The sequence below is a fragment of the Mesorhizobium sp. B4-1-1 genome (genome assembly GCF_006439375.1).
Taxonomy (GTDB): domain Bacteria; phylum Pseudomonadota; class Alphaproteobacteria; order Rhizobiales; family Rhizobiaceae; genus Mesorhizobium.
The window spans coordinates 60,777-81,953 of sequence record NZ_VFTH01000022.1 but is presented as its reverse complement, the minus strand read 5'-3'; the positions used below and the strand labels follow the sequence as shown (position 1 = coordinate 81,953).

Genomic DNA, 21,177 nt, shown 5'->3' with positions numbered 1-21,177 from the left:
AAATCGGTTGAAAAGAGCGGTTTTGCGTATGGCGTTGAAATGATCGCGAGCATTGCACCATCCGGAATGCGACTGGACCAGGCAAAATCTTGCCTTGAAACCGCGGCTTCCGGTTTTTAGGGTCTCGCCGCACACATGAAGGAATCCCGCATGCCCCGTTCTGTGATCGAAGCGATCGGCAACACGCCCCTGATCCGGCTCAACAAGGCCTCGGAAGCAACCGGTTGCGAGATCCTCGGCAAGGCCGAGTTCATGAATCCAGGGCAATCGGTGAAGGATCGCGCGGGCCTGTTCATCATCCGCGATGCCGAACAGCGTGGGCTCCTGAAGCCTGGCGGGCTTATCGTGGAAGGCACTGCCGGCAACACCGGCATCGGCTTGACGCTAGTCGCGAAGGCACTCGGCTACCGCACCGTGATCGTCATCCCCGACACGCAGAGCCAGGAAAAGAAGGACACGATCAAGATCCTGGGTGCGGAGCTCATCGAGGTGCCGGCCGTGCCCTACAAGAACTCCAACAATTACATAAAACTGTCCGGCCGCCTTGCCGGGCAACTGGCGCGCTCGGAGCCGAACGGCGCGATCTGGGCCAACCAGTTCGACAATGTCGCCAACCGCGACGGCCATATCCGCACGACCGCGCAGGAAATCTGGGCTCAGACCAACGGCAAGATCGATGGCTTCGTCTCGGCCGTCGGCTCCGGCGGCACGCTCGCCGGTGTCGCGCTCGGGCTCAAGGGCAAGAGCAAGGACGTCAAGATCGCGCTCGCCGATCCGCTGGGCGCCGCGCTCTACAGCTTCTACACCAGCGGCGAACTGAAATCCGATGGCGGCTCGATCACCGAAGGTATCGGACAGGGCCGCATCACCGCCAATCTCGATGGGTTCACACCCGACTTCTCCTATCAAATCCCGGACGAGGAAGCATTGCCGATCATCTTCGACCTGATCCAGGAGGAGGGGCTCTGCGTCGGCGGCTCGACCGGCATTAACATCGCCGGCGCCATCCGGCTGGCGCGCGAGCTCGGTCCCGGCCACACCATCGTGACAATCCTTGCCGACTACGGCACGCGCTACCAGTCCAAGCTCTTCAATCCGGAGTTCCTGCGCGGCAAGAATCTTCCGGTGCCGGGCTGGATGGAAGCGAAGACCGACATTTCCGTGCCATTCGAAAAGGTGGCATGATGGCGCGCAAGACCGAGACGCTGTTTCGCGACGACGCCTATCAGAAGACGGCGGAGGCCGAGGTTGTCGCCATCAACGACCGTGGCGGCATCCTGCTCGACCGGACGATCTTTTACGCCACGTCCGGCGGACAGCCGGGCGATACCGGCATGCTCGAACGTGCCGACGGCGGCCGCATCGCGATCGCCGCCACCATCACCGGAGAGACCAAGGACGAGATCATCCATGTACCGGCACCCGAGCAGGCGCTGCCCGCCGTCGGCGAAAAGCTGAAGCTCTTGATCGACTGGGAACGGCGGCACCTCCTGATGCGCATGCATTCCGCCTGCCACCTGCTGACAGTGGTCTGTCCGTTTCCGATCACCGGGGCGGCGGTCGCCGAGGATGACAGCCGCGTCGACTTCGACATTCCCGATGCCGGCTTCAGCAAGGAGGATGTGACGGCGAGGCTGATGGAGCTGGTGCGCGCCGATCATCCGATCTTCACAAAGTTGATCACCGACGAGGAACTCGCCGCCAATCCTGGCCTGGTCAAATCGAAGAACGTCCGCCCACCTGTCGGCACAGGGAAAATCCGCCTGGTCTGCATCGGCGACAACGGTTCGATCGACAGCCAGCCATGCGGCGGCACGCATGTGAAGTCGACCGGCGAGGTCGGTGAGATCCATATCGGCAAGATCGAGAAGAAAGGCCGCGAGAACCGGCGCTTCCGTATCCGCTTCGGACCGATACCGGCGAATTGACGTTAAGGCAAGGCGTGGCAGGGAGAACAAAAATGGCGCAGGACAGCCCTTTCATCGTCGACGCCGATTGGCTGGAAAAGCAGCTTGGCGAGCCAGGTCTCACCATCATCGACGCCTCCTGGTACCTGCCGGCCCAAAAGCGCGACGCCCGCGCCGAATACGATGCCGCTCACATTCCCGGCGCGCGCTTCCTCGACCAGGATGCGGTTTCCGATCCGGATTCGAAACTGCCGCACACATTGGCCTCGCCGCAGCACTTCGCTCAATATGTCGGCGCCATGGGCGTTTCCGCCGACGACACGATCGTCGTCTATGACGGTCCAGGTCTGTTCTCGGCGCCGCGCGCCTGGTGGATGTTCCGCGTCATGGGCGTCTTCCAGGTCTACATCCTGAACGGCGGTATCGACCGCTGGAAGGCCGAGGGGCGACCCGTGACGGCTGAGCCGACGAAGATCGCGCCAAGCGTCTTCCACGCCGATTTCGACGCGGGCCGGGTTGTGGGGCTCGACGAGATGCGCAGGATCGTCGGCGACCGGAAGAGCCAGATCGCCGACGCGCGCGCTTCAGGCCGCTTTGCCGGCACCGATCCGGAGCCGCGCCCAGGCGTCCGTTCGGGTCATATGCCTGGCGCGCGCAATGTTCCGATCACGGCGCTTGCCGAAAATGGCGAATTGCTTCCCAAGGATCGCTTGCGCAAGGTGATCGAGGGCGCTGGCATCGACCTCTCGAAGCCGGTCGTCACGTCCTGCGGCTCGGGCATCACCGCGGCGGCGATCACGCTGGCGCTGGAGACGCTCGGTCATACCGACAACCGGCTTTACGATGGTTCCTGGACAGAATGGGGCGGTCTCGGCGACACGCCGGTGGTGACGGGGAAAGAATGATGGAAAACGGCGCGCTGCAAGATATCGATGTCACGGTCACGTTCCTGGAGATGCATGCGGCGCCGGCGGTTTCGCCGCCGATCCCCTACAACCGCCAGATCGCGCTGCTCAGGACGAAAGATATCCCGCTCCATTTCTATCGTTATCTGATGGATCGCGTCGGGCGCAAATGGCACTGGGTCAATGTGCTGAGGCTGAGCGACGAGGAGCTTGCCGCCGGCCTGCACCGCGAGGATCGCGACATCAGGGTGCTCTATCTCGACGGCGCTCCCGCCGGCTTCTTCGACCTCAAGCCGCATTTGCCGGACGAGGTGGATCTCGCCTATTTCGGCATGATGGAGCATGCGCACGGCCAGGGCATCGGCCGCTGGTTCCTTGGCGCCGCGATCTCGGCGGCCTGGGCATATGGGCCAAGGCGCGTCACCGTGCAGACCTGCACGCTCGATCATCCGGCGGCTCTCCCGCTGTACCAGAAGCTCGGCTTCACGCCGGTGGCGCAGAAGAAGGAGGTCGTGCATCCGCTGAGCTTCGCCGAGCGCTCGGCCAGCGTTATGCGAGACTAAGCCGTTCAAGCGATTCCGAACGGCAAGCCATAATGTCTCACCGCCTGAACGCCTCGTTCATCGCCGCTTAACACTGTCTTTGCCATTGTCCCGGCCGCATTACGAGGCCGAGCTTTAGGAGAAAAGACATGTTGACCCGACGTACATTCGCCGTAGCCATGATTGCGGCAATTGCCATGCCGAGCCTGGCATCCGCGCAGGCGACCACGCCTTCGGCTGCCACGATCGAGCGCCAGCTCGACGCTGCGCCCAGGAAGAAACTTCGCCCGAACGAGCGCGTCACCATTCGCGAGTTCAAGCGCCGGCCAGATCTGCGGCGCATGGCGCGCTCGATCGACATCCAGTCGATCAATTTCGAGTTCGGCTCGGCCGCTATCGCCCCCTCGCAATACGGCAAGGTCGAAATCATTGCCGACGCGCTCCACCGCATCCTGCGCCGAGACCGCGGCGCCCGCATCCTGATCGAAGGCCACACCGATGCCGTGGGCTCCTTCGAATCGAACCAGATCCTGTCCGAACGGCGCGCCGCGTCGCTGAAGCGGACGCTGGTGGGCGAGTTCGGCGTGCCGCCCTATACGCTGGACACCGTCGGCTATGGCGAGGAATTCCTGCTTGTGCAGACCCAGCAGGAGAACTGGCGCAACCGGCGCGTGACGCTGCGTCGCTTCGACGACTTCGTGCGGTGAAGCTGAGCCGATAATGCCGACAACGGAGCCTGGCCTGTTCGAAGCGGTTGGGCTCTTTCACTTGTGCGCGGCGTTAGTCAGGAATCGGGTGGGAGACACCGTCGCACAGGCATAATTTCCGGAAATCGACACCGGAGATTTGCCATGAGCATCCAGTTCAAAGCCCTGCCGACCGGAGCCGTGCGCGCCCTGCAGCGGGGAGGGCCCGATGCCTACGACCGCACCCCGGAGCACCGGATCTCCGATGGCGACGGCGTACCCTGCAGGCACTGCATGAAGAATGTCGCCGCGGGCAAAGGCTACCTGATCGTGGCTTACCGGCCGTTCCCGGAACTGCAGCCCTATGCCGAAACCGGCCCGATCTTCCTGCACGCCGAGGAATGCGAGCGCGCCGCCGAGGGCGATGCGCCGCCGGAGATGCTCGAGAGCAGCGACTATATCGTCAGGGGCTATGGCGAGGACGATCGCATCGTCTATGGCAGCGGCGCCGTCACGGCGACCGGCGAGATTGCCGCCCGGGCGCGGACGCTGTTTGGGCGCGACGACATCGCCTACATCCATGTCCGCTCGGCCCGGAACAATTGCTATCAATGCCGCATCGAGCGGGCATGACCCGAAAAAGAAGCCCGCCGATGGTCGGGCGGGCCGTTGGAGGGTCTGACAGAAGCTGTCGGCCAGTGCTGTCCGGGCCGGACTTGTCCGACCCGGCAGGCTCAGGCCGCCAGTAACGGTCCGTCTCTAGGCGTCTTTCTTGTCGAGCGAATGTGAAGCATTTCACACAAGACGCATATTGGCGGAAGGCGAGAGAAGGCGCATTTCAAGACTGTCGTATTCCCGTCGCACTACTGCGCTAAAAAGCGGTTGTTGATGATTTGTCGACCGCGGATGGACCGGCGGCAGATCGCGACATTCGAGGAAGCGGGGCTTTTGCTCCGCTTTTTTGTTGCCCGGTTTTCTTGGCGTGACCAGTTTGCGCAAGAAAAAGCCCGCCGGAATGACCCGGCGGGCGACTGAAGGAAATCTCGGCGAATTTATCAGGCGGCAAGAACCGCCTTCGGTTCGACCATTTCGTAGCCGAGCGCTTCGGCGACGGCGCGGTTGGTGATCTTGCCCTTATGGACATTGAGGCCGTTGCGCAGGTGATGGTCGTCGACCAGCGCCTTGAGGCCTTTGTCGGCGAGTTGCAAGCCGTAATGCAGCGTCGCGTTGTTGAGCGCGTGCGCCGAAGTGACCGGCACGGCGCCGGGCATGTTGGCGACGCAATAATGGATCACGCCGTCGACCTCATAGGTCGGATCGGCATGCGTCGTGGCATGCGAGGTCTCGAAGCAGCCGCCCTGGTCGATCGCGACGTCGACCAGCACCGAGCCCTTCTTCATGCCGGAGAGCATTTCGCGGGTGACGAGCTTGGGCGCGGCGGCACCCGGGATCAGCACGGCGCCGATGACGACGTCGGCCGAGAAGCACTCCTCTTCCAGCGCTTCGACGGTCGAGTAACGCGTATGCACGCGGCCGCCAAAAATGTCGTCGAGCTGGCGCAGGCGCGGGATCGAGCGGTCGATGATGGTGACATCTGCGCCAAGGCCGGCCGCCATCTTGGCCGCATGCAGGCCGACGACGCCTCCGCCAAGCACGGTGACCTTGCCGGGCAGCACGCCGGGCACGCCGCCGAGCAGCACGCCGCGGCCGCCATTGGCCTTCTGCAGCGCAGTCGCGCCGGCCTGGATCGAAAGGCGGCCGGCGACTTCCGACATCGGCGCAAGCAGCGGCAGGCCGCCGCGATCGTCTGTCACGGTCTCATAAGCGACCGCGGTCACGCCCGAGCCAAGAAGACCCTTGGTCTGCTCCGGATCGGGAGCGAGATGCAGATAGGTGTAGAGGATCTGGCCGTCGCGCAGCTGGACCCATTCGTTGGGCTGCGGCTCCTTGACCTTGACGATCATGTCCGACTTGGCGAACACGTCGGCGGCCGTCTTGGCGATGGTCGCGCCGGCGGCGCGGTAGGCGTTGTCGTCGGCGCCGATACCGGCGCCAGCGCCTGTCTCGACCAGCACTTCGTGGCCATGCGCGACATATTCGCGGACCGAGCCGGGCGTCAAGCCGACGCGATATTCATGGTTCTTGATTTCCTTGGGGCAGCCGACACGCATCTTTTTTCTCCTGTCCGCGCCCTTCAAGGGGCGCTCTCCCTGTCATCGGTGCATGCCACCGGCTCCAAGTTCGGAGGTGGACACGCAGTAACCGCAGTCAACCACGAATCGTTCCGTATGTGTTTGCGAATGCACTTGCGGCAACGGTCGCTCTTCGATAATCGTTGCGCAAAATCACTAGAAATTCGCAGGAACCACGAAAAATGCCGCTCGACAGGATCGATATCGCTATTCTGGAGACTTTGCAGAAGGATGGGCGGATACCCAACGCGGCGCTTGCCGAGAAAGTCGGGCTGTCGCAGTCGGCCTGTTCGCGCCGGCTCGACAATCTGGAAAAAACCGGGACCATCCGCGGCTATCACGCCAGGCTGTCCAATTCCGCGCTCGGCCACCAGATGACGGCGATCGTGCACATATCGCTGTCAGGACAATTCGAAAAGACGCTGTCGGATTTCGAGGCGGCGATCAAGCGCTGTCCGAACGTGCTCTCCTGCCATCTGATGTCAGGCGAATACGACTACATCCTGCGTATCGCGGCGAAGGATCTCGTCGACTATGAACGTATTCACAAGGAATGGCTGTCGGCCATGCCGCATGTCACGAAGATCAACTCATCCTTCGCGCTGCGCGAGATCGTCGATCGCACGGCGGTCGGGCTGCGGCCAGAGATGGCTTAAGCGCTAACCTCCGTAACCACAGTCGTCATCGGAATGTCGTGCGGCTGGGGGTAGATGGTCGGAATGCGCTGCAGTTCGTAACCGACGCCGACGACGAGCGGCCTGAACGGCATGGCGGCCAGCGTGCGGTCGAAGAAGCCGCCGCCATAGCCCAGCCGATAGTTGCCGGGATCGATGCCGACGATCGGCGAAATCACGATGTCGGGCAGCACCGGATCGCCTTCGGCAGGGATCGGAATGTTCCAGACGCCCTTTTCCAGCCGGTCGCCCGGTCTATAGGCGCGAAACACCAGCGGCTGTCCCTTCTCGATGACGACGGGCAGCGCGGTGCGGCCACCACGATCGTTGATCGAGGCCATCCAGCCACGCAGATCCGGCTCGCCGCGAAACGGCCAGTAGAGGCTGACCATCCGGCCGGCTATGTCTCCGATCAGCGCGTCGAGGCCGTCCCCGATGCGCGCAGACATGGCCGCGCGCGCATCGGCCGAGACGGCAAGGCGGGCGCCGATGAGCCGCTCGCGCTCGGCCTTGCGCCAGCGTCTGACATCCGTCCAGTCGGAGAGCGGCTCCCGGTATTCCGGGTCGAGTTCATGCATGAAGCAGGGCGGCGAGGCGTATTGCGCCGGCCCTTCGTCGTCACGGTTGTCAGCCATGCTTGGCTCCTGTCGATTTGTTTCACGCTATACTCATGGCTCTGCGGCCGCATGTGCATTCACGACGCCGCGCGACGACTCCCGGGTATGGTTATTGCCCGATCAACATTGTTGCAGCGCACAAAAATACTTACATCACGGGTGACGGTTACACTTGGCGAGACGGAATGAAATGAGCGAAGACGAGCACAAGGTCATTGTCGTCGGCGCCGGGTTCGGCGGCCTCGAGCTCACCCGCGCGCTGTCTGGTGCACCCGTGCGCATCACCATGATCGACAAACGCAACCACCATCTTTTCCAGCCGCTGCTCTACCAGGTGGCGACGACGTCGCTTGCGACCTCGGAGGTTGCCTGGCCGATCCGTCATCTGCTGCGCAAGCGCAAGGACGTGACGACGCTTCTCGGCAATGTCACCGGCGTCGACCGCGCCGGCAAACGCGTGTTGCTCGAAGACGGCAGCCCGGTTCCTTACGACACGCTGGTGCTCGCCACCGGCGCACGCCACGCCTATTTCGGCCATGACGAATGGGAGCCGTTCGCGCCGGGTCTGAAGACGCTTGAGGACGCCACGACGATCCGGCGACGCATCCTGCTGGCTTTCGAGCAGGCGGAGCGCGAAACTGACCCGGACAAGCGCCAGGCGCTGCTGACGCTGGTCATTGTCGGCGGCGGGCCGACCGGCGTCGAACTCGCCGGCACGATTGTCGAGCTCGCGCATGACACGCTGCGCGGCGAATTCCGCAGCATCGACACCCGACAGGCGCTCGTCGTGCTGATCGAGGCCGGCGACCGGATCCTGGCCAATTTCGCGCCGCAGCTTTCCGACTATGCCCGCAAGGCGCTGGAACGGCTCGGCGTCACCGTCGAGCTCGGGCGTCCGGTTACCAAGCTTGATGCCGAAGGCGTCGTCTTCGGCGACAGGCGCCTGCCGGCAAGGACGATCATCTGGGCGGCCGGCGTCGCAGCTTCGCCGGCGGCTGAGTGGCTGGCTGTGCCGGCCGATCGGGCGGGCAGGGTGCTGGTCGAGCCCGACCTCACGGTTCCAGGCAGTCCCGACATTTTCGTCATCGGCGACACCGCGCATGTATTGCGGCCGGATGGCAAGCCGGTGCCGGGCGTGGCGCCCTCGGCGAAGCAGGAGGGCAAGCATGTGGCCGCGACGATCAAGGCGCGGCTGGCCGGCGATAATGCACCGCGTCCTTTCCGCTACAAACATGCCGGCGACCTGGCGACGATCGGCAAGCGCGCGGCCGCCATCGATTTCGGTTGGATCAAGCTCACCGGCTGGCTCGCCTGGTGGCTCTGGGGCATAGCGCACATCTATTTCCTGATCGACTTCCGCAACCGCCTGGCGGTCTCGCTTAGCTGGCTATGGATATATCTTACAGGCCAGCGCAGCGCGCGGCTGATCACGCAGGGCGACGACGACAATAACAACTGATACCCTGGCCGTCGCCTGCCGGCAGCGGAAATGCCCGATGGCCGATCGCGGTTTCATTCCGTTGCGTCACGAGCGTGGCTTCGCGCTCACGACGCGTACGCGCCGCTGGCCGAAGCCGCCAAGCAAAAAGCGGTGAACTGGAACAACTGCCGTCGCTCCCCCTCTGGTTCCGCAATTTCACATGCGATAGTTTTAGCCATGCGCTATGTGATCGTCATCGCCGCCATCGCATTCTTTCTGATATGGGATGGTCTTTACAACCATGGCCGCTACCTCGACGTGACCGTACGGGAAGTGTCACGCATCGTGCGCTACGTCACCGGGTAAGGTCTCGCCGCTTTCGCATCGCGGCGCGACATCGTTGCCGGTTGACGCCCAGGCCTCGCTCCCACAGAAACACCGCTGAACCGAAGACCAGGGAGGCTGGCTTGATCCGGCACATCGTTTTCTTCAGCGTGCGACGCAGGGAAGATGTCGAGGCTGTGCGCTCGGGCCTGCTGGCGCTCGGCAAGATTCCCCACTCGAAGCATTTCGAGGTGACGCTCAACACCAAGGTCGATCTGTTCTCCAACGCGATCGATGTCGTCGTCTATGCCGAGTTCGAGGACGAGGCGGCGCTTGCCGCTTACAAGGCGCATCCGATCTATGCGGATACGACCAGCAAGGTGAAGCCGCTGCGCGAACTGCGCTATTCGGCGGATGTCGTGGCCGCGGCCTGAAGCGGCAGAGCACGTTCCGTCGGTCCGCCGCTCTTGAACAGCCGGCCGGAATGGGGCACACCGCGCCGGCATGATCAAAAGCTCCGCCCATCCGCTCGACCACCTCGTGCTGCCTACCGGAAGCCTCGATGCCGCGCGCTCGCGTCTGGCCTCGCTCGGCTTTGTCGTCGCGCCCACGGGCATCCACCCCTTCGGCACGGAAAATGCCTGCGTCTTTTTCGCCGACGGCACCTATGTCGAGCCGCTGGCGGTGGGAAATGAACAGACGGCAGGAGAAGCGATCGCGGCCGGCAATGTCTTCATAGCGCGCGACCGCCTTTATCGCGAGCGGTTGGGCGAGGAGGGTTTTTCCGCCGTCGTACTTGGAACCGGCAATGCCGATGCCGACCATATGCGCTTTGTCGAAGCCGGCCTGTCGGCCGGCGACATGCTTGGTTTCTCACGCGTGTTCACCGACGCGAACGGAAAGAGCGATACGGCGTCTTTCAAGCTGGCCTTCGCGGTCGCCAAGGAGGCGTCGGACGCCTTCCTCTTCGCCTGCGAGCGCGTCAACGCGCCGAAGATCGATCGCACGGCGCTCCAGGCGCATGCCAATGGCGTGACCGGCATCGTCGAAGTGGTTGCGGTCAGTGACGCGCCTTCCGCGCAGATCGGGCTGATCTCTATCGCCGCCGGCGCGAGCGCCGACGACCTTGGGGCGGGCGACGCGGTGCGGCTGCCGAACGCGATCCTGAGCGTCGTCACGCCTGAAACCTACGCGCGGCGCTTCGGCCTGGCGGCCAAGCCGTCGTCGCATTTCCGGTTTGAGGCGATTGTTTTCTCGATCCGCGACAAAGCTCCAGCTATACGCGCGCTTGCGACCGGCGCGATCGATCACAACATGAGCGGCAATGATATCGTCGTTCCGCCGGCGCCCGGGCAGGGCACCGCCTTCATCTTCCGGGAGATCCCATGAGCAAGCCGCTGGCGCCCAATTCATCGGTAACCGTCGGCAAGGTGGTCTTTGCCAATAATGCGCCGCTGTCGCTGATCGCCGGCCCGTGCCAGCTTGAATCGCGCCAGCATGCTTTCGACATGGCCGGCGCGCTGAAGGAACTGACGGAACGTCTGGGCATCGGCCTCGTCTACAAGACCAGCTACGACAAGGCCAACCGCACCTCGCTGTCGGCGACGCGCGGCACCGGCCTCGACGCGGCGATGCCGATCTTCGACGATCTGCGCAAGGAGTTTGGGCTCCCGGTGCTGACCGACGTCCACACCGAGGAGCAGTGCGCGATCGTCGCGCCGCATGTCGATGTCCTGCAGATCCCGGCTTTCCTTTCGCGCCAGACCGACATGCTGGTCGCCGCCGCCAGGACCGGCAAGGTCATCAATGTGAAGAAGGGCCAGTTCCTGGCGCCTTGGGACATGAAGAACGTCGTCGCCAAGATCACCGGTTCCGGCAATCCGAACGTGCTGACCACCGAGCGCGGTGTCTCGTTCGGCTACAACACGCTGGTCTCGGACATGCGCGCGTTGCCGGTCATGGCCGAGATCGGCGCCCCGGTGATTTTTGACGCCACCCATTCCGTCCAGCAGCCGGGTGGGCAGGGTGGTTCGTCGGGCGGTGAACGGCGCTTCGTCGCGACGCTCGCGCGCGCGGCCGTTGCCGTCGGCGTCGCCGGCGTCTTCATCGAAACCCACCAAGATCCCGATAATTCCACGTCTTCGGATGGCCCTAACATGGTGCCGCTCAAGGACATGCCGGCGCTGTTGGAAAAGCTGATGGCCTTCGACCGGATCGCCAAGGGACACTGATTCCAGCGGCCGACCTGATCCTGCGCCGGCTTGTGGTTGCATTGAGCCGGCGCTACGCTCGTTTTCGTAACTGAGCGTCTTGGCAGGAGGAAGCCATGTCCGTTGCCCGCGTCACCGAAATCACATCGTCGTCCAAGAAGAGCTTTCAGGATGCCATCGAGAAGGGCATCGCGCGCGCCGCAAAGACCCTGAAGAACGTCGAGGGCGCCTGGATCCAGGACCAGAAGATCGTCGTCGAGGACGGCAAGATCGCGGCCTACCGCGTCAACATGAAGGTCACCTTCATTCTCACCGACAGCTGAGCCGCAAGCCGGAACTTTCGCCCGAGCCCCTCATTGTCAACATATCGCAACGACAAAGAGGAGCACCACCATGACCACCCCGTCCGGGCACACCGAAGCCATTGCCGCCTCGCGCGTCATCGGCACGTCTGTCTACAATACCGAAGGCAAGAGCATCGGCAGCATCGAGGACGTGATGCTCGACAAGATGTCGAACGGCATCATGTTCGCCGTGATCGGCTTCGGCGGCTTCCTCGGCATGGGCGAGAAGTACCACGCAGTTCCGTGGGCGACGCTCGATTATGACGAGGATCGGGGCGGCTACGTCGTCCCGTTCACCAAAGAGCAGTTGCAGGCCGCGCCGGCATATTCGATCAAGGAGCTGACCGGCGCCGACGGCGAAGCCGCTCGCGATGCCTCATTCCAGTACTACCACGTGGAGCCCTATTGGCATTGATCGCTTGATCGGCACACGGAAATCGAAAGGCTCCCGGCCTGCCGGGAGCCTTTCGGCTTGGCGCTATCGCGCCGCTTGGAGGGTGGACAGCTCTACCGAACTCTGCTGGGGTTTCTGATCGTCGCATGACGTCAGGAACGCCGCGGCGATCAGGAATAAACTCACGATACCGCTCAACTGGGACATGGCGAAACTCCTCCTGTTTCGCCCCGCGCGAACGTGACCATAGACGAGACCGTCGCGCGATGCGCATGACTTATGATGACAAAAATTTGCGCTTCGTGAATCCGGCCCGCGGCAATAATTGCGGCGCCGCCGATTGCCTTTTGCGCCGCTTTGGCTAAGAGGGGCGCGACGCTTCAATCGATCAATCGGGGACATCGCAAATGACCGCCATCATCGACATTGTCGGGCGTGAAATCCTGGACAGCCGTGGCAATCCGACCGTCGAGGTCGACGTGGTGCTGGAAGATGGCTCGATGGGCCGCGCCGCGGTGCCGTCGGGCGCATCGACCGGCGCGCATGAGGCGGTTGAGGTGCGGGACGGCGGGCCGCGCTATCTCGGCAAGGGCGTTCAGCGCGCCGTCGAAGCGGTGAACGGCGAGCTGTTCGAGGCGATCGGCGGCATGGAAGCCGAGAACCAGATCCATATCGACCAGACGATGATCGAGCTCGACGGGACGCCGAACAAGAGCCGCCTCGGCGCCAATGCCATCCTCGGCGTGTCGTTGGCGGTCGCCAAGGCCGCGGCGGAAGCCGCGGGCCTGCCGCTCTACCGTTATGTCGGCGGCACCAAGGCGCACATCCTGCCGGTGCCGATGATGAACATCATCAATGGCGGCGCGCATGCCGACAATCCGATCGATTTCCAGGAATTCATGATCCTGCCGATTGGCGCGCCGACGCTGCGCGACGGCGTGCGCTGGGGCTCGGAGATTTTCCACACGCTGCGCAAGAAGCTCAAGGATGCCGGCCACAACACCAATGTCGGCGACGAGGGCGGCTTCGCTCCCAACCTGAAGAGCGCGCCTTCGGCGCTCGATTTCATCATGGAATCGATCGAGAAGGCCGGCTTCAAGCCTGGTGAGGACGTGGCCCTCGGTCTCGATTGCGCGGCGACCGAGTTCTTCAAGGACGGCAACTACGTCTATGAGGGCGAGAAGAAGACCCGCGATCCGAAGGCGCAGGCCAAGTACCTAGCCAAGCTCGCCGCCGACTATCCGATCATCACCATCGAGGATGGCCTTGCCGAGGACGATTGGGAAGGCTGGAAGATCCTCACCGACCTGATCGGCAAAAAGACCCAGCTCGTCGGTGACGATCTCTTCGTCACCAACACGGCGCGGCTGCGCGACGGCATCCGCATGGGCGTCGCCAATTCGATCCTTGTCAAGGTCAACCAGATCGGCTCGCTGACAGAGACGCTCGATGCCGTCGAGACCGCGCACAAGGCAGGCTACACCGCCGTCATGTCGCATCGCTCGGGCGAGACAGAGGATTCGACCATCGCCGACCTCGCGGTCGCCACCAATTGCGGGCAGATCAAGACTGGCTCCCTGTCGCGCTCGGACCGCACCGCCAAATACAACCAGCTCATCCGCATCGAGGAAGAGCTCGGCAAGCAGGCGCGCTATGCCGGCAAGTCGGTGGTCAAGGGCTGATCCAGCCCGTTCGAACAGTCTGAAAAGGGCGGGTCATTCCCGCCCTTTTTCGTTTTGGCGATCCTCGATAAGGCCGCCCGTAACCGTCCATTAAGCACAATCGGGCGAAATACGACTCATGGCCGCTCGCGTTCGCGGTCGCGAGGGTTCGGGTCATGTGGACACGTCAGCACAAGCAGAGAAACACCGGCAGGCTGATCATCCCTTCGCTTTGCGTGCTCTTCCTGGCCTATTTCGGCTTCCATGCCTATCACGGCGAATTCGGCATCTATTCCAAATATCGGCTGCAGGCCCGGGCGGTTGAATTGCAGGCCCAGCTTGACGCCGTGAAGGCGCGCCGGATCGATTTCGAGCGTCGTGTCCAGTTGATGCATGAAGGCACGCTGGAGAAGGATATGCTTGACGAGCAGGCCCGAAAGGCGCTCAATCTGTCTCATCCTGACGAAATCACCATCATGCTGCCCGCCTCGACGAAATAACCGAATTTCGGTTAATCGTCTTTATTTTCAATGATTCTAATCGCTTAGATGCATGCCAGCCATGCATTTTTCAGCATGGCGCAATGCATTCTTGCGTGTTAGCCTCTCGCAAATCGGTGGGGAGACGATCGATCTCCCTGAATGTCCGCGAAGAGACGCCAACAGGGAGTGACGCATGGCCACCGCCGCCAAAAAAGCGCCCGCCAAATCCAGATCCGAAAAACAGCCCAATCTGTCAGCGCCCAAGCCGGCCGATTTCACCAAGGAAGAAGAGCTTTCCGCCTACCGGCACATGCTTTTGATCCGCCGCTTCGAGGAGAAGGCCGGACAGCTCTACGGCATGGGCTTCATCGGCGGCTTCTGCCACCTCTATATCGGCCAGGAGGCCGTCGTCACCGGCATGAAGATGGCGCTGGTCGAAGGCGACCAGATGATCACCGCCTATCGCGACCATGGCCACATGCTGGCGATGGAGCTGTCGCCGCGCGGCGTCATGGCCGAGCTCACCGGGCGCCGCGGCGGCCTGTCGAAGGGCAAGGGCGGCTCCATGCATATGTTCTCCAAGGAGAAGCATTTCTATGGCGGCCATGGCATCGTCGGCGCGCAGGTGTCGCTCGGCACCGGGCTCGCCTTCGCCAACCGCTACCGCGAAAACAAGAACGTTTCGCTGACCTATTTCGGCGACGGCGCCGCCAACCAGGGCCAGGTCTATGAAAGCTTCAACATGGCTTCGCTGTGGAAGCTGCCGGTGATCTACATCATCGAGAACAACCGCTACGCCATGGGCACGTCCGTGTCGCGCTCGTCGGCCGAGACCGACTTCTCGCATCGCGGCGCTTCCTTCAAGATCCCGGGCATCCAGGTCGACGGCATGGACGTCCGCGCCGTGAAGTCGGCGGCCGATATGGCCACCGAATGGTGCCGGTCCGGCAACGGTCCGCTCATCCTTGAGATGCAGACCTACCGCTATCGCGGCCATTCGATGTCCGACCCGGCGAAATACCGCTCCAAGGAGGAAGTGCAGAAGATGCGCTCCGAGCATGACCCGATCGAGCAGGTCCGGGTGCGGCTGCTCGACAAGAAGTGGGCAAGCGAGGACGAGCTCAAGACCATCGACAAGGAAGTCCGCGACATCGTCGCCGACGCCGCCGAATTCGCCCAGAACGACGCCGAGCCGGATCCGTCCGAGCTCTGGACCGACATCGTACTCTAAGGAGAGGGCAAGGACATGCCGATCGAAATTCTCATGCCCGCGCTCTCGCCGACGATGGAAGAGGGCAATCTTTCCAAATGGCTGAAGAACGAAGGCGACAAGATCGTCGCCGGTGACGTCATCGCCGAGATCGAGACCGACAAGGCGACGATGGAAGTCGAAGCCGTCGACGAAGGCACGCTGGCCAAGATCGTGGTTCCCGCCGGCAGCGAAGGCGTCAAGGTCAACGCGGTCATCGCCGTGCTTGCCGTCGACGGCGAGGACGTCGACAAGGCCGGTGAAGGCATCGGCGAAGAAGAGCCCGCCAAGGCTGAAAAAGCCGCACCGGCGCCGGCACCCGCCGCGACCAAGAGCGACGCTGCCACGCCGGTGGCCGCCGCGCCGAAGGCGGAGATCGCCGCCGATCCGGATATTCCCGCCGGCACCGAGATGGTTTCCACCACTGTGCGCGAGGCGCTGCGTGACGCGATGGCCGAGGAAATGCGCCGCGACGGCGATGTCTTCGTCATGGGCGAGGAGGTCGCCGAATACCAGGGCGCCTATAAGATCACGCAAGGCCTGCTGCAGGAGTTCGGGCCGCGCCGTGTCGTCGACACGCCGATCACCGAGCATGGCTTTGCCGGCGTCGGCGTCGGCGCCGCGATGGCCGGGTTGAAGCCGATCGTCGAATTCATGACCTTCAACTTCGCCATGCAGGCGATCGACCAGATCATCAACTCGGCCGCCAAGACGCTCTATATGTCCGGCGGCCAGATGGGCGCGCCGATCGTGTTTCGCGGTCCCAACGGCGCGGCGGCCCGCGTCGCCGCGCAGCACTCGCAGTGCTATGCCGCTTGGTACAGCCATATCCCCGGCCTGAAAGTGGTGATGCCTTACACGGCCGCCGACGCCAAGGGCTTGCTCAAGGCGGCGATCCGCGATCCAAACCCTGTCATCTTCCTCGAGAACGAGATCCTCTACGGCCATTCCTTCGATGTGCCGAAGCTTGATGACTTCGTGCTGCCGATCGGCAAGGCGCGTGTCCACAAGCAGGGCAAGGACGTCACGCTCGTCTCCTTCGGCATCGGCATGACCTATGCGGTCAAGGCGGAGGCCGAGTTGCGCGGCATGGGCATTGATGCCGAGATCATCGATCTCAGGACCATTCGGCCGCTCGACTTCGACACGATCATCGCTTCGGTGAAGAAGACCAACCGTCTCGTGGTGGTGGAAGAAGGTTATCCGCAGAACTCGGTCGGCGACCACATCGCCAGCCAGGTCTCGCAGCGTGCCTTCGACTTCCTCGATGCGCCGGTGATCACCATTGCCGGCAAGGACGTGCCGATGCCTTATGCGGCGAACCTCGAGAAGCTGGCACTGCCAAACGTCGGCGAAGTCATCGAGGCGGTCAAAGCCGTCACTTATCGCTGAGCCGGTCGGGAGGACATCATGCCAATCAACATCACCATGCCCGCGCTCTCGCCCACCATGGAAGAGGGTAATCTTTCCAAATGGCTGGTCAAGGAAGGCGATAAGGTTTCGCCCGGCGACGTGATCGCCGAAATCGAAACCGACAAGGCGACGATGGAAGTCGAAGCCGTCGATGAAGGCACCGTCGCCAAGCTGGTGGTTCCGGCCGGCACCGAAGGCGTCAAGGTCAACGCGCTGATCGCCATTCTGGCTGGTGAAGGCGAGGATGCCGCGGCCGCTGCCAAGAGCGGCGGCAGCGCCGCGCCAAAGGCCGAAGCGCCGAAGGCGGACGCCCCGAAAGCCGAAACGCCCAAGGAAGCACCCAAGCCGGCAGCAGCCGCGGCGGCGTCCGCTCCAGCGAAGGCCGAGCCTGCTCCCGTCGCCAACGGCCACGCCGCCGGCGATCGCGTCTTCGCATCGCCGCTGGCCCGCCGCATCGCCAAGGATGCCGGCGTCGACGTAACGGCATTGACCGGCTCCGGCCCGCATGGCCGCGTGGTGAAGGTCGACGTCGAGGCGGCGATCGCTTCCGGCGGCGCCAAGGCCGCACCGTCCGCGAAGGCGCCCGCCGGCGCCCCATCCGCTCCGTCCCCAGCACCCAAGCCGATGTCGGACGACCAGGTGCTGAAGCTGTTCGCCGAAGGCTCCTACGAGCTTGTGCCGCATGACAACATGCGCAAGACGATTGCGCGCCGCCTGGTCGAGGCGAAGTCCACCATTCCGCATTTCTACCTGACGCTCGACTGCGAGCTCGACGCGCTCCTGGCGCTGCGCACGCAGTTGAATGCGGCAGCGCCGATGAGGAAGACCGACAAGGGCGAGGCACCGGCCTACAAGCTCTCCGTCAACGACATGGTCATCAAGGCGATGGCGATGGCGCTGATGGCGGTGCCGGACGCCAATGCGTCGTGGACCGAGAGCGCCATGGTCAAGCACAAGCACGCCGATGTCGGCGTTGCGGTGTCGATCCCCGGCGGCCTGATCACGCCGATCATCCGGCATGCGGATGAAAAGACGCTGTCGGTGATCTCCAACGAGATGAAGGACCTGGCGAGCCGCGCCAGGAGCCGCAAGCTGAAGCCGGAAGAGTATCAGGGCGGGACCACCGCTGTTTCCAATCTCGGCATGTTCGGCATCAAGGACTTTGCCGCCGTCATCAACCCGCCGCACGCGACGATTTTGGCGGTCGGCGCCGGCGAGGAGCGGGCGGTGGTGAAGAAGGGCGAGATCAGAATAGCCACAGTGATGTCGGTGACGCTGTCGACCGACCACCGTGCCGTCGACGGCGCGCTTGGAGCGGAACTGCTCGGCGCCTTCAAGCGCTTGATCGAAAACCCGATGGGCATGCTGGTGTGAGAAGGGAAAAGGCGGTGCGGAAATTCTTCACCAGCCTTTTCGCCTTGATCATTTTCAATCCCGACGGCGAAATCTTCGCACGACGGCGCGTCAGGCGCTTGCAGCCAGGTTTTGGCAGGGGTGGAGCATCAGCATGAAGACAATCCTGTGCTATGGCGACTCCCTGACCTGGGGCTATGATGCCGCCAGCCTCGGCCGCCATCCGCTGGCAGACCGCTGGCCGAGCGTGCTTGGGGCTGAGTTCGGCGACGACGTCGAGGTCATCGCCGAAGGCCTCAACGGCCGCACCACGGCCTTCGACGACCATCTGGCCGGCGCCGACCGCAATGGCGCCCGCGTCCTGCCGACGGTCCTGACCAGCCACGCGCCGCTTGATCTCGTCATCATCATGCTCGGCTCCAACGACATGAAGCCATGGATCCATGGCAATCCGGTCGCCGCCAAGCAGGGCATGCAGCGCCTGATCGATATCGTGCGCGGCCACGACTATCCGTTCGACTGGGATACGCCGCAGATCCTGATCGTCGCTCCGCCGGCGGTAACGCGCACCGACAATGCCGAATTCAAGGAAATGTTCGCCGGCGGCGACGACGCCTCCAAGCGGCTGGCATCGCAATATTCGGCACTTGCCGACGAGGCCGGCTGCGGCTTCTTCGACGCCGGCGCCGTCGCCACCACCACGCCGCTCGACGGCGTCCATCTCGATGCGGAAAACACGCGACGGATCGGCCACGCTCTGGCGCCGCTCGTGCGCATTATGCTCTCACTCTAACCCTTAGAAAGATCAGGGAGAAAACCCGTGGCTGAATCCTACGACGTCATCATCATCGGCTCAGGCCCAGGCGGCTATGTCACGGCGGTGCGTTCCGCCCAGCTCGGCTTCAAGACGGCGATCGTCGAGCGTGAGCATCTTGGCGGCATCTGCCTGAACTGGGGCTGCATCCCGACCAAGGCCCTGTTGCGCTCGGCCGAGATCATGCATTATTCGGATCACCTCAAGGACTACGGCCTGAAGCTCGAAGGCGGCAAGGTCAGCCCCGACACATCAGCCGTGGTCGACCGATCGCGAAAAGTGTCGCTCAGGCTGAACACCGGCGTCGGCTTCCTGATGAAGAAGAACAAGGTCGACGTCATCTGGGGCGAGGCGAAGCTTTCGAAGGCTCCAGCCGGTGACAAACCGGGCGAGGTCATCGTTTCGAAGACCGCGAAGAAGGCGATGGAGCCGCAGCCGCCGGTGCCGAAGGGCGTCAAGGGCGAGGGCACCTACACCGCCAAGCACATTATTCTCGCGACCGGCGCAAGGCCGCGCGCGCTGCCCGGCATCGAGCCGGACGGCAAGCTGATCTGGACCTATTTCGAGGCCATGGTGCCGAAGGAAATGCCGAAATCGCTGCTGGTGATGGGCTCGGGCGCCATCGGCATCGAATTCGCTTCCTTCTACCGCACCATGGGCGCCGATGTGACGGTGGTCGAACTGCTGCCGGCGGTGATGCCGGTCGAGGACGCCGAGGTCTCGAAATTCGCGCAGAAGCAGTTCGAGAAGCAGGGGATGAAGATACTCCTCGAGGCCAAGGTGACCAAGGTCGAAAAGGGCGCCAATTCGGTCACCGCGCATGTCGAGATGAAGGACGGAAAGGTCGAGAAGATCACCGCCGACCGGATGATCTCTGCCGTCGGCGTGCAGGGCAACATCGAAAATCTTGGCCTGGAAGCGCTCGGCGTGAAGACAAACCGCGGCTGCGTCGTCGTCGATGGCTACGGCAAGACCAATGTGCCCGGCGTCTACGCCATCGGCGACGTCGCCGGACCGCCGATGCTTGCCCACAAGGCCGAGCATGAAGGCGTCGTCTGCATCGAGAAAATAGCCAATTTCCCGGGCGTGCATGCCATCGACAAGCTGAAGATCCCCGGCTGCACCTATTGCAGCCCGCAGGTTGCGTCCGTCGGCCTGACGGAAGCCAAGGCCAAGGCTGAAGGCAAGGATATCCGCGTCGGCCGCTTCCCCTTCAGCGCCAACGGCAAGGCCATCGCGCTCGGCGAGGACCAGGGCTTCGTCAAGACCATCTTCGACAAGAAGACGGGCCAGCTTCTCGGCGCGCATATGGTCGGCGCCGAGGTGACCGAGCTCATCCAGGGTTTTGTCGTGGCGATGAACCTGGAGACCACCGAGGAAGAGCTGATGCACACGATCTTCCCGCATCCGACGTTGTCGGAAATGATGAAGGAGAGCGTGCTCGACGCCTATGGCCGCGCTTTGAACGCATGACAAGTCACCAACCGGTGACAGATCACCAATCGGTGATAGACGGTCAATCCATGCTAAATTGGTTGGGCGAGACTCACTCGCGGCAGCCGGAGAAAGCTGACGGCAAGGCAGTTCGTATCCGGATGCATTTTCACCTGATCGAGGAGGAATTGGCATATGCATATGAATGGCGTCGGCTGGATCACAGCCATCATCGTCGGCGGTCTGGCGGGCTGGTTCGCCGAGATGGTCATGAAGAGCAACACCGGCATCGTCATGAACATCATCATGGGCATTGTCGGCGCCGTGGTGCTGAACGCGATCCTGCAGGCCCTCAATATCGGGGCCTTCGGTGCCGGCTGGGTGGCCTATCTGATCACCGGCTTCATAGGTGCCTGCCTGCTGATCTTCGTCGGACGGCTCGTTCGCCGCTGAACCGCTATGCGAAAAGGCTGTGGCGGCATGCGCTGCCACGGCCTTTTTCTTTGCCTCGAAAAGTCCTAGATGACGAAAGACAGGTGGCTGGCGAAATCGCGGC

At 63.1% G+C, this 21,177-nt stretch carries 24 protein-coding genes; 22 read left to right on the top strand and 2 right to left on the bottom strand.

What is annotated here, in order from left to right:
- The first annotated feature begins 150 nt into the window (after positions 1-150).
- The 6 genes from FJW10_RS25080 to FJW10_RS25055 all read left to right on the top strand — a co-directional run bounded on the left by FJW10_RS25080 (position 151) and on the right by FJW10_RS25055 (position 4,673).
- A complete protein-coding gene (locus FJW10_RS25080; RefSeq protein WP_140829779.1) occupies positions 151-1,185 on the top strand; it encodes a cysteine synthase A in 1,035 nt (344 codons plus the stop codon).
- Positions 1,185-1,928 (top strand): alanyl-tRNA editing protein, encoded by a 744-nt coding sequence (locus FJW10_RS25075; RefSeq protein WP_140902065.1) that lies wholly within the window; start codon positions 1,185-1,187, stop codon positions 1,926-1,928. Before FJW10_RS25080 ends, FJW10_RS25075 begins: the two co-directional genes overlap by 1 nt.
- A 32-nt stretch (positions 1,929-1,960) precedes the next feature.
- Positions 1,961-2,812 (top strand): 3-mercaptopyruvate sulfurtransferase, encoded by an 852-nt coding sequence (gene sseA / locus FJW10_RS25070; protein WP_140902057.1) that lies wholly within the window; start codon positions 1,961-1,963, stop codon positions 2,810-2,812.
- Positions 2,812-3,375, top strand: coding sequence for a GNAT family N-acetyltransferase (locus tag FJW10_RS25065; RefSeq protein WP_140902064.1), 564 nt, complete (start codon positions 2,812-2,814; stop codon positions 3,373-3,375). The genes sseA and FJW10_RS25065 overlap by 1 nt, the downstream gene beginning before the upstream one ends.
- Positions 3,376-3,503: 128 nt before the next feature.
- A complete protein-coding gene (locus FJW10_RS25060; protein ID WP_140902056.1) occupies positions 3,504-4,061 on the top strand; it encodes an OmpA family protein in 558 nt (185 codons plus the stop codon).
- 144 nt (positions 4,062-4,205) lie between these two features.
- Positions 4,206-4,673, top strand: a complete 468-nt coding sequence (locus FJW10_RS25055; protein WP_140902055.1) for a DUF1203 domain-containing protein — start codon at positions 4,206-4,208, stop codon at positions 4,671-4,673.
- Between the two features lie 422 nt (positions 4,674-5,095).
- Here FJW10_RS25055 and ald read toward each other — a convergent pair whose 3' ends face one another.
- A complete protein-coding gene (ald, locus tag FJW10_RS25050) occupies positions 5,096-6,211 on the bottom strand; it encodes an alanine dehydrogenase (RefSeq protein WP_040982961.1) in 1,116 nt (371 codons plus the stop codon).
- A gap of 203 nt (positions 6,212-6,414) precedes the next feature.
- On the opposite strand from ald, the gene FJW10_RS25045 reads away from it, so the two are divergent.
- Positions 6,415-6,888: an Lrp/AsnC family transcriptional regulator gene (locus FJW10_RS25045; protein WP_140829793.1), complete on the top strand. Its 474-nt coding sequence runs from the start codon at positions 6,415-6,417 to the stop codon at positions 6,886-6,888.
- On the opposite strand, the gene FJW10_RS25040 is transcribed toward FJW10_RS25045, so the two are convergent.
- The gene (locus FJW10_RS25040; protein WP_140902054.1) at positions 6,885-7,541 is read right to left on the bottom strand and encodes a 5-formyltetrahydrofolate cyclo-ligase; all 657 of its coding nucleotides are present in this window, start codon (positions 7,539-7,541) and stop codon (positions 6,885-6,887) included. The genes FJW10_RS25045 and FJW10_RS25040 overlap by 4 nt on opposite strands.
- A gap of 172 nt (positions 7,542-7,713) precedes the next feature.
- On the opposite strand from FJW10_RS25040, the gene FJW10_RS25035 reads away from it, so the two are divergent.
- The 15 genes from FJW10_RS25035 to FJW10_RS24965 all read left to right on the top strand — a co-directional run bounded on the left by FJW10_RS25035 (position 7,714) and on the right by FJW10_RS24965 (position 21,074).
- Positions 7,714-8,982, top strand: a complete 1,269-nt coding sequence (locus tag FJW10_RS25035; protein WP_140902053.1) for an NAD(P)/FAD-dependent oxidoreductase — start codon at positions 7,714-7,716, stop codon at positions 8,980-8,982.
- A 30-nt stretch (positions 8,983-9,012) separates the two neighbouring features.
- Positions 9,013-9,309: a hypothetical protein gene (locus tag FJW10_RS25030; RefSeq protein WP_140829799.1), complete on the top strand. Its 297-nt coding sequence runs from the start codon at positions 9,013-9,015 to the stop codon at positions 9,307-9,309.
- A gap of 101 nt (positions 9,310-9,410) precedes the next feature.
- On the top strand, positions 9,411-9,701 hold the full coding sequence (locus tag FJW10_RS25025) for a Dabb family protein (RefSeq protein WP_140829801.1): 291 nt from the start codon (positions 9,411-9,413) through the stop codon (positions 9,699-9,701).
- Between the two features lie 70 nt (positions 9,702-9,771).
- Complete coding sequence (locus tag FJW10_RS25020) at positions 9,772-10,656, top strand: VOC family protein (protein ID WP_140902052.1); 885 nt, start codon at positions 9,772-9,774, stop codon at positions 10,654-10,656.
- On the top strand, positions 10,653-11,498 hold the full coding sequence (gene kdsA, locus FJW10_RS25015) for a 3-deoxy-8-phosphooctulonate synthase (RefSeq protein WP_140829805.1): 846 nt from the start codon (positions 10,653-10,655) through the stop codon (positions 11,496-11,498). The genes FJW10_RS25020 and kdsA overlap by 4 nt, the downstream gene beginning before the upstream one ends.
- A 95-nt stretch (positions 11,499-11,593) precedes the next feature.
- Entirely contained in the window at positions 11,594-11,800 is a 207-nt protein-coding gene (locus FJW10_RS25010; RefSeq protein WP_073986887.1) for a dodecin family protein, read from the top strand.
- Between the two features lie 70 nt (positions 11,801-11,870).
- Positions 11,871-12,236 (top strand): PRC-barrel domain-containing protein, encoded by a 366-nt coding sequence (locus tag FJW10_RS25005; RefSeq protein WP_140829807.1) that lies wholly within the window; start codon positions 11,871-11,873, stop codon positions 12,234-12,236.
- A 386-nt stretch (positions 12,237-12,622) separates the two neighbouring features.
- Positions 12,623-13,897 carry a phosphopyruvate hydratase gene (gene eno, locus FJW10_RS25000; RefSeq protein WP_140646244.1) on the top strand — a complete coding sequence of 425 codons (1,275 nt, stop codon included), beginning with the start codon at positions 12,623-12,625 and terminating at the stop codon, positions 13,895-13,897.
- Positions 13,898-14,052: 155 nt separating this feature from the next.
- Entirely contained in the window at positions 14,053-14,376 is a 324-nt protein-coding gene (locus FJW10_RS24995; protein ID WP_140646243.1) for a septum formation initiator family protein, read from the top strand.
- A 175-nt stretch (positions 14,377-14,551) separates the two neighbouring features.
- Complete coding sequence (gene pdhA, locus FJW10_RS24990) at positions 14,552-15,589, top strand: pyruvate dehydrogenase (acetyl-transferring) E1 component subunit alpha (RefSeq protein ID WP_140829813.1); 1,038 nt, start codon at positions 14,552-14,554, stop codon at positions 15,587-15,589.
- 15 nt (positions 15,590-15,604) lie between these two features.
- Complete coding sequence (locus FJW10_RS24985) at positions 15,605-16,999, top strand: pyruvate dehydrogenase complex E1 component subunit beta (RefSeq protein ID WP_140902051.1); 1,395 nt, start codon at positions 15,605-15,607, stop codon at positions 16,997-16,999.
- Between the two features lie 18 nt (positions 17,000-17,017).
- Positions 17,018-18,394, top strand: a complete 1,377-nt coding sequence (locus FJW10_RS24980; RefSeq protein ID WP_140902050.1) for a pyruvate dehydrogenase complex dihydrolipoamide acetyltransferase — start codon at positions 17,018-17,020, stop codon at positions 18,392-18,394.
- Positions 18,395-18,527: 133 nt separating this feature from the next.
- The gene (locus tag FJW10_RS24975) at positions 18,528-19,166 is read left to right on the top strand and encodes an SGNH/GDSL hydrolase family protein (protein ID WP_140902049.1); all 639 of its coding nucleotides are present in this window, start codon (positions 18,528-18,530) and stop codon (positions 19,164-19,166) included.
- 27 nt (positions 19,167-19,193) lie between these two features.
- Positions 19,194-20,660: a dihydrolipoyl dehydrogenase gene (gene lpdA, locus FJW10_RS24970; RefSeq protein WP_140902048.1), complete on the top strand. Its 1,467-nt coding sequence runs from the start codon at positions 19,194-19,196 to the stop codon at positions 20,658-20,660.
- 156 nt (positions 20,661-20,816) lie between these two features.
- Positions 20,817-21,074 (top strand): GlsB/YeaQ/YmgE family stress response membrane protein, encoded by a 258-nt coding sequence (locus FJW10_RS24965; protein ID WP_140646236.1) that lies wholly within the window; start codon positions 20,817-20,819, stop codon positions 21,072-21,074.
- Positions 21,075-21,177 lie beyond the last annotated feature (103 nt).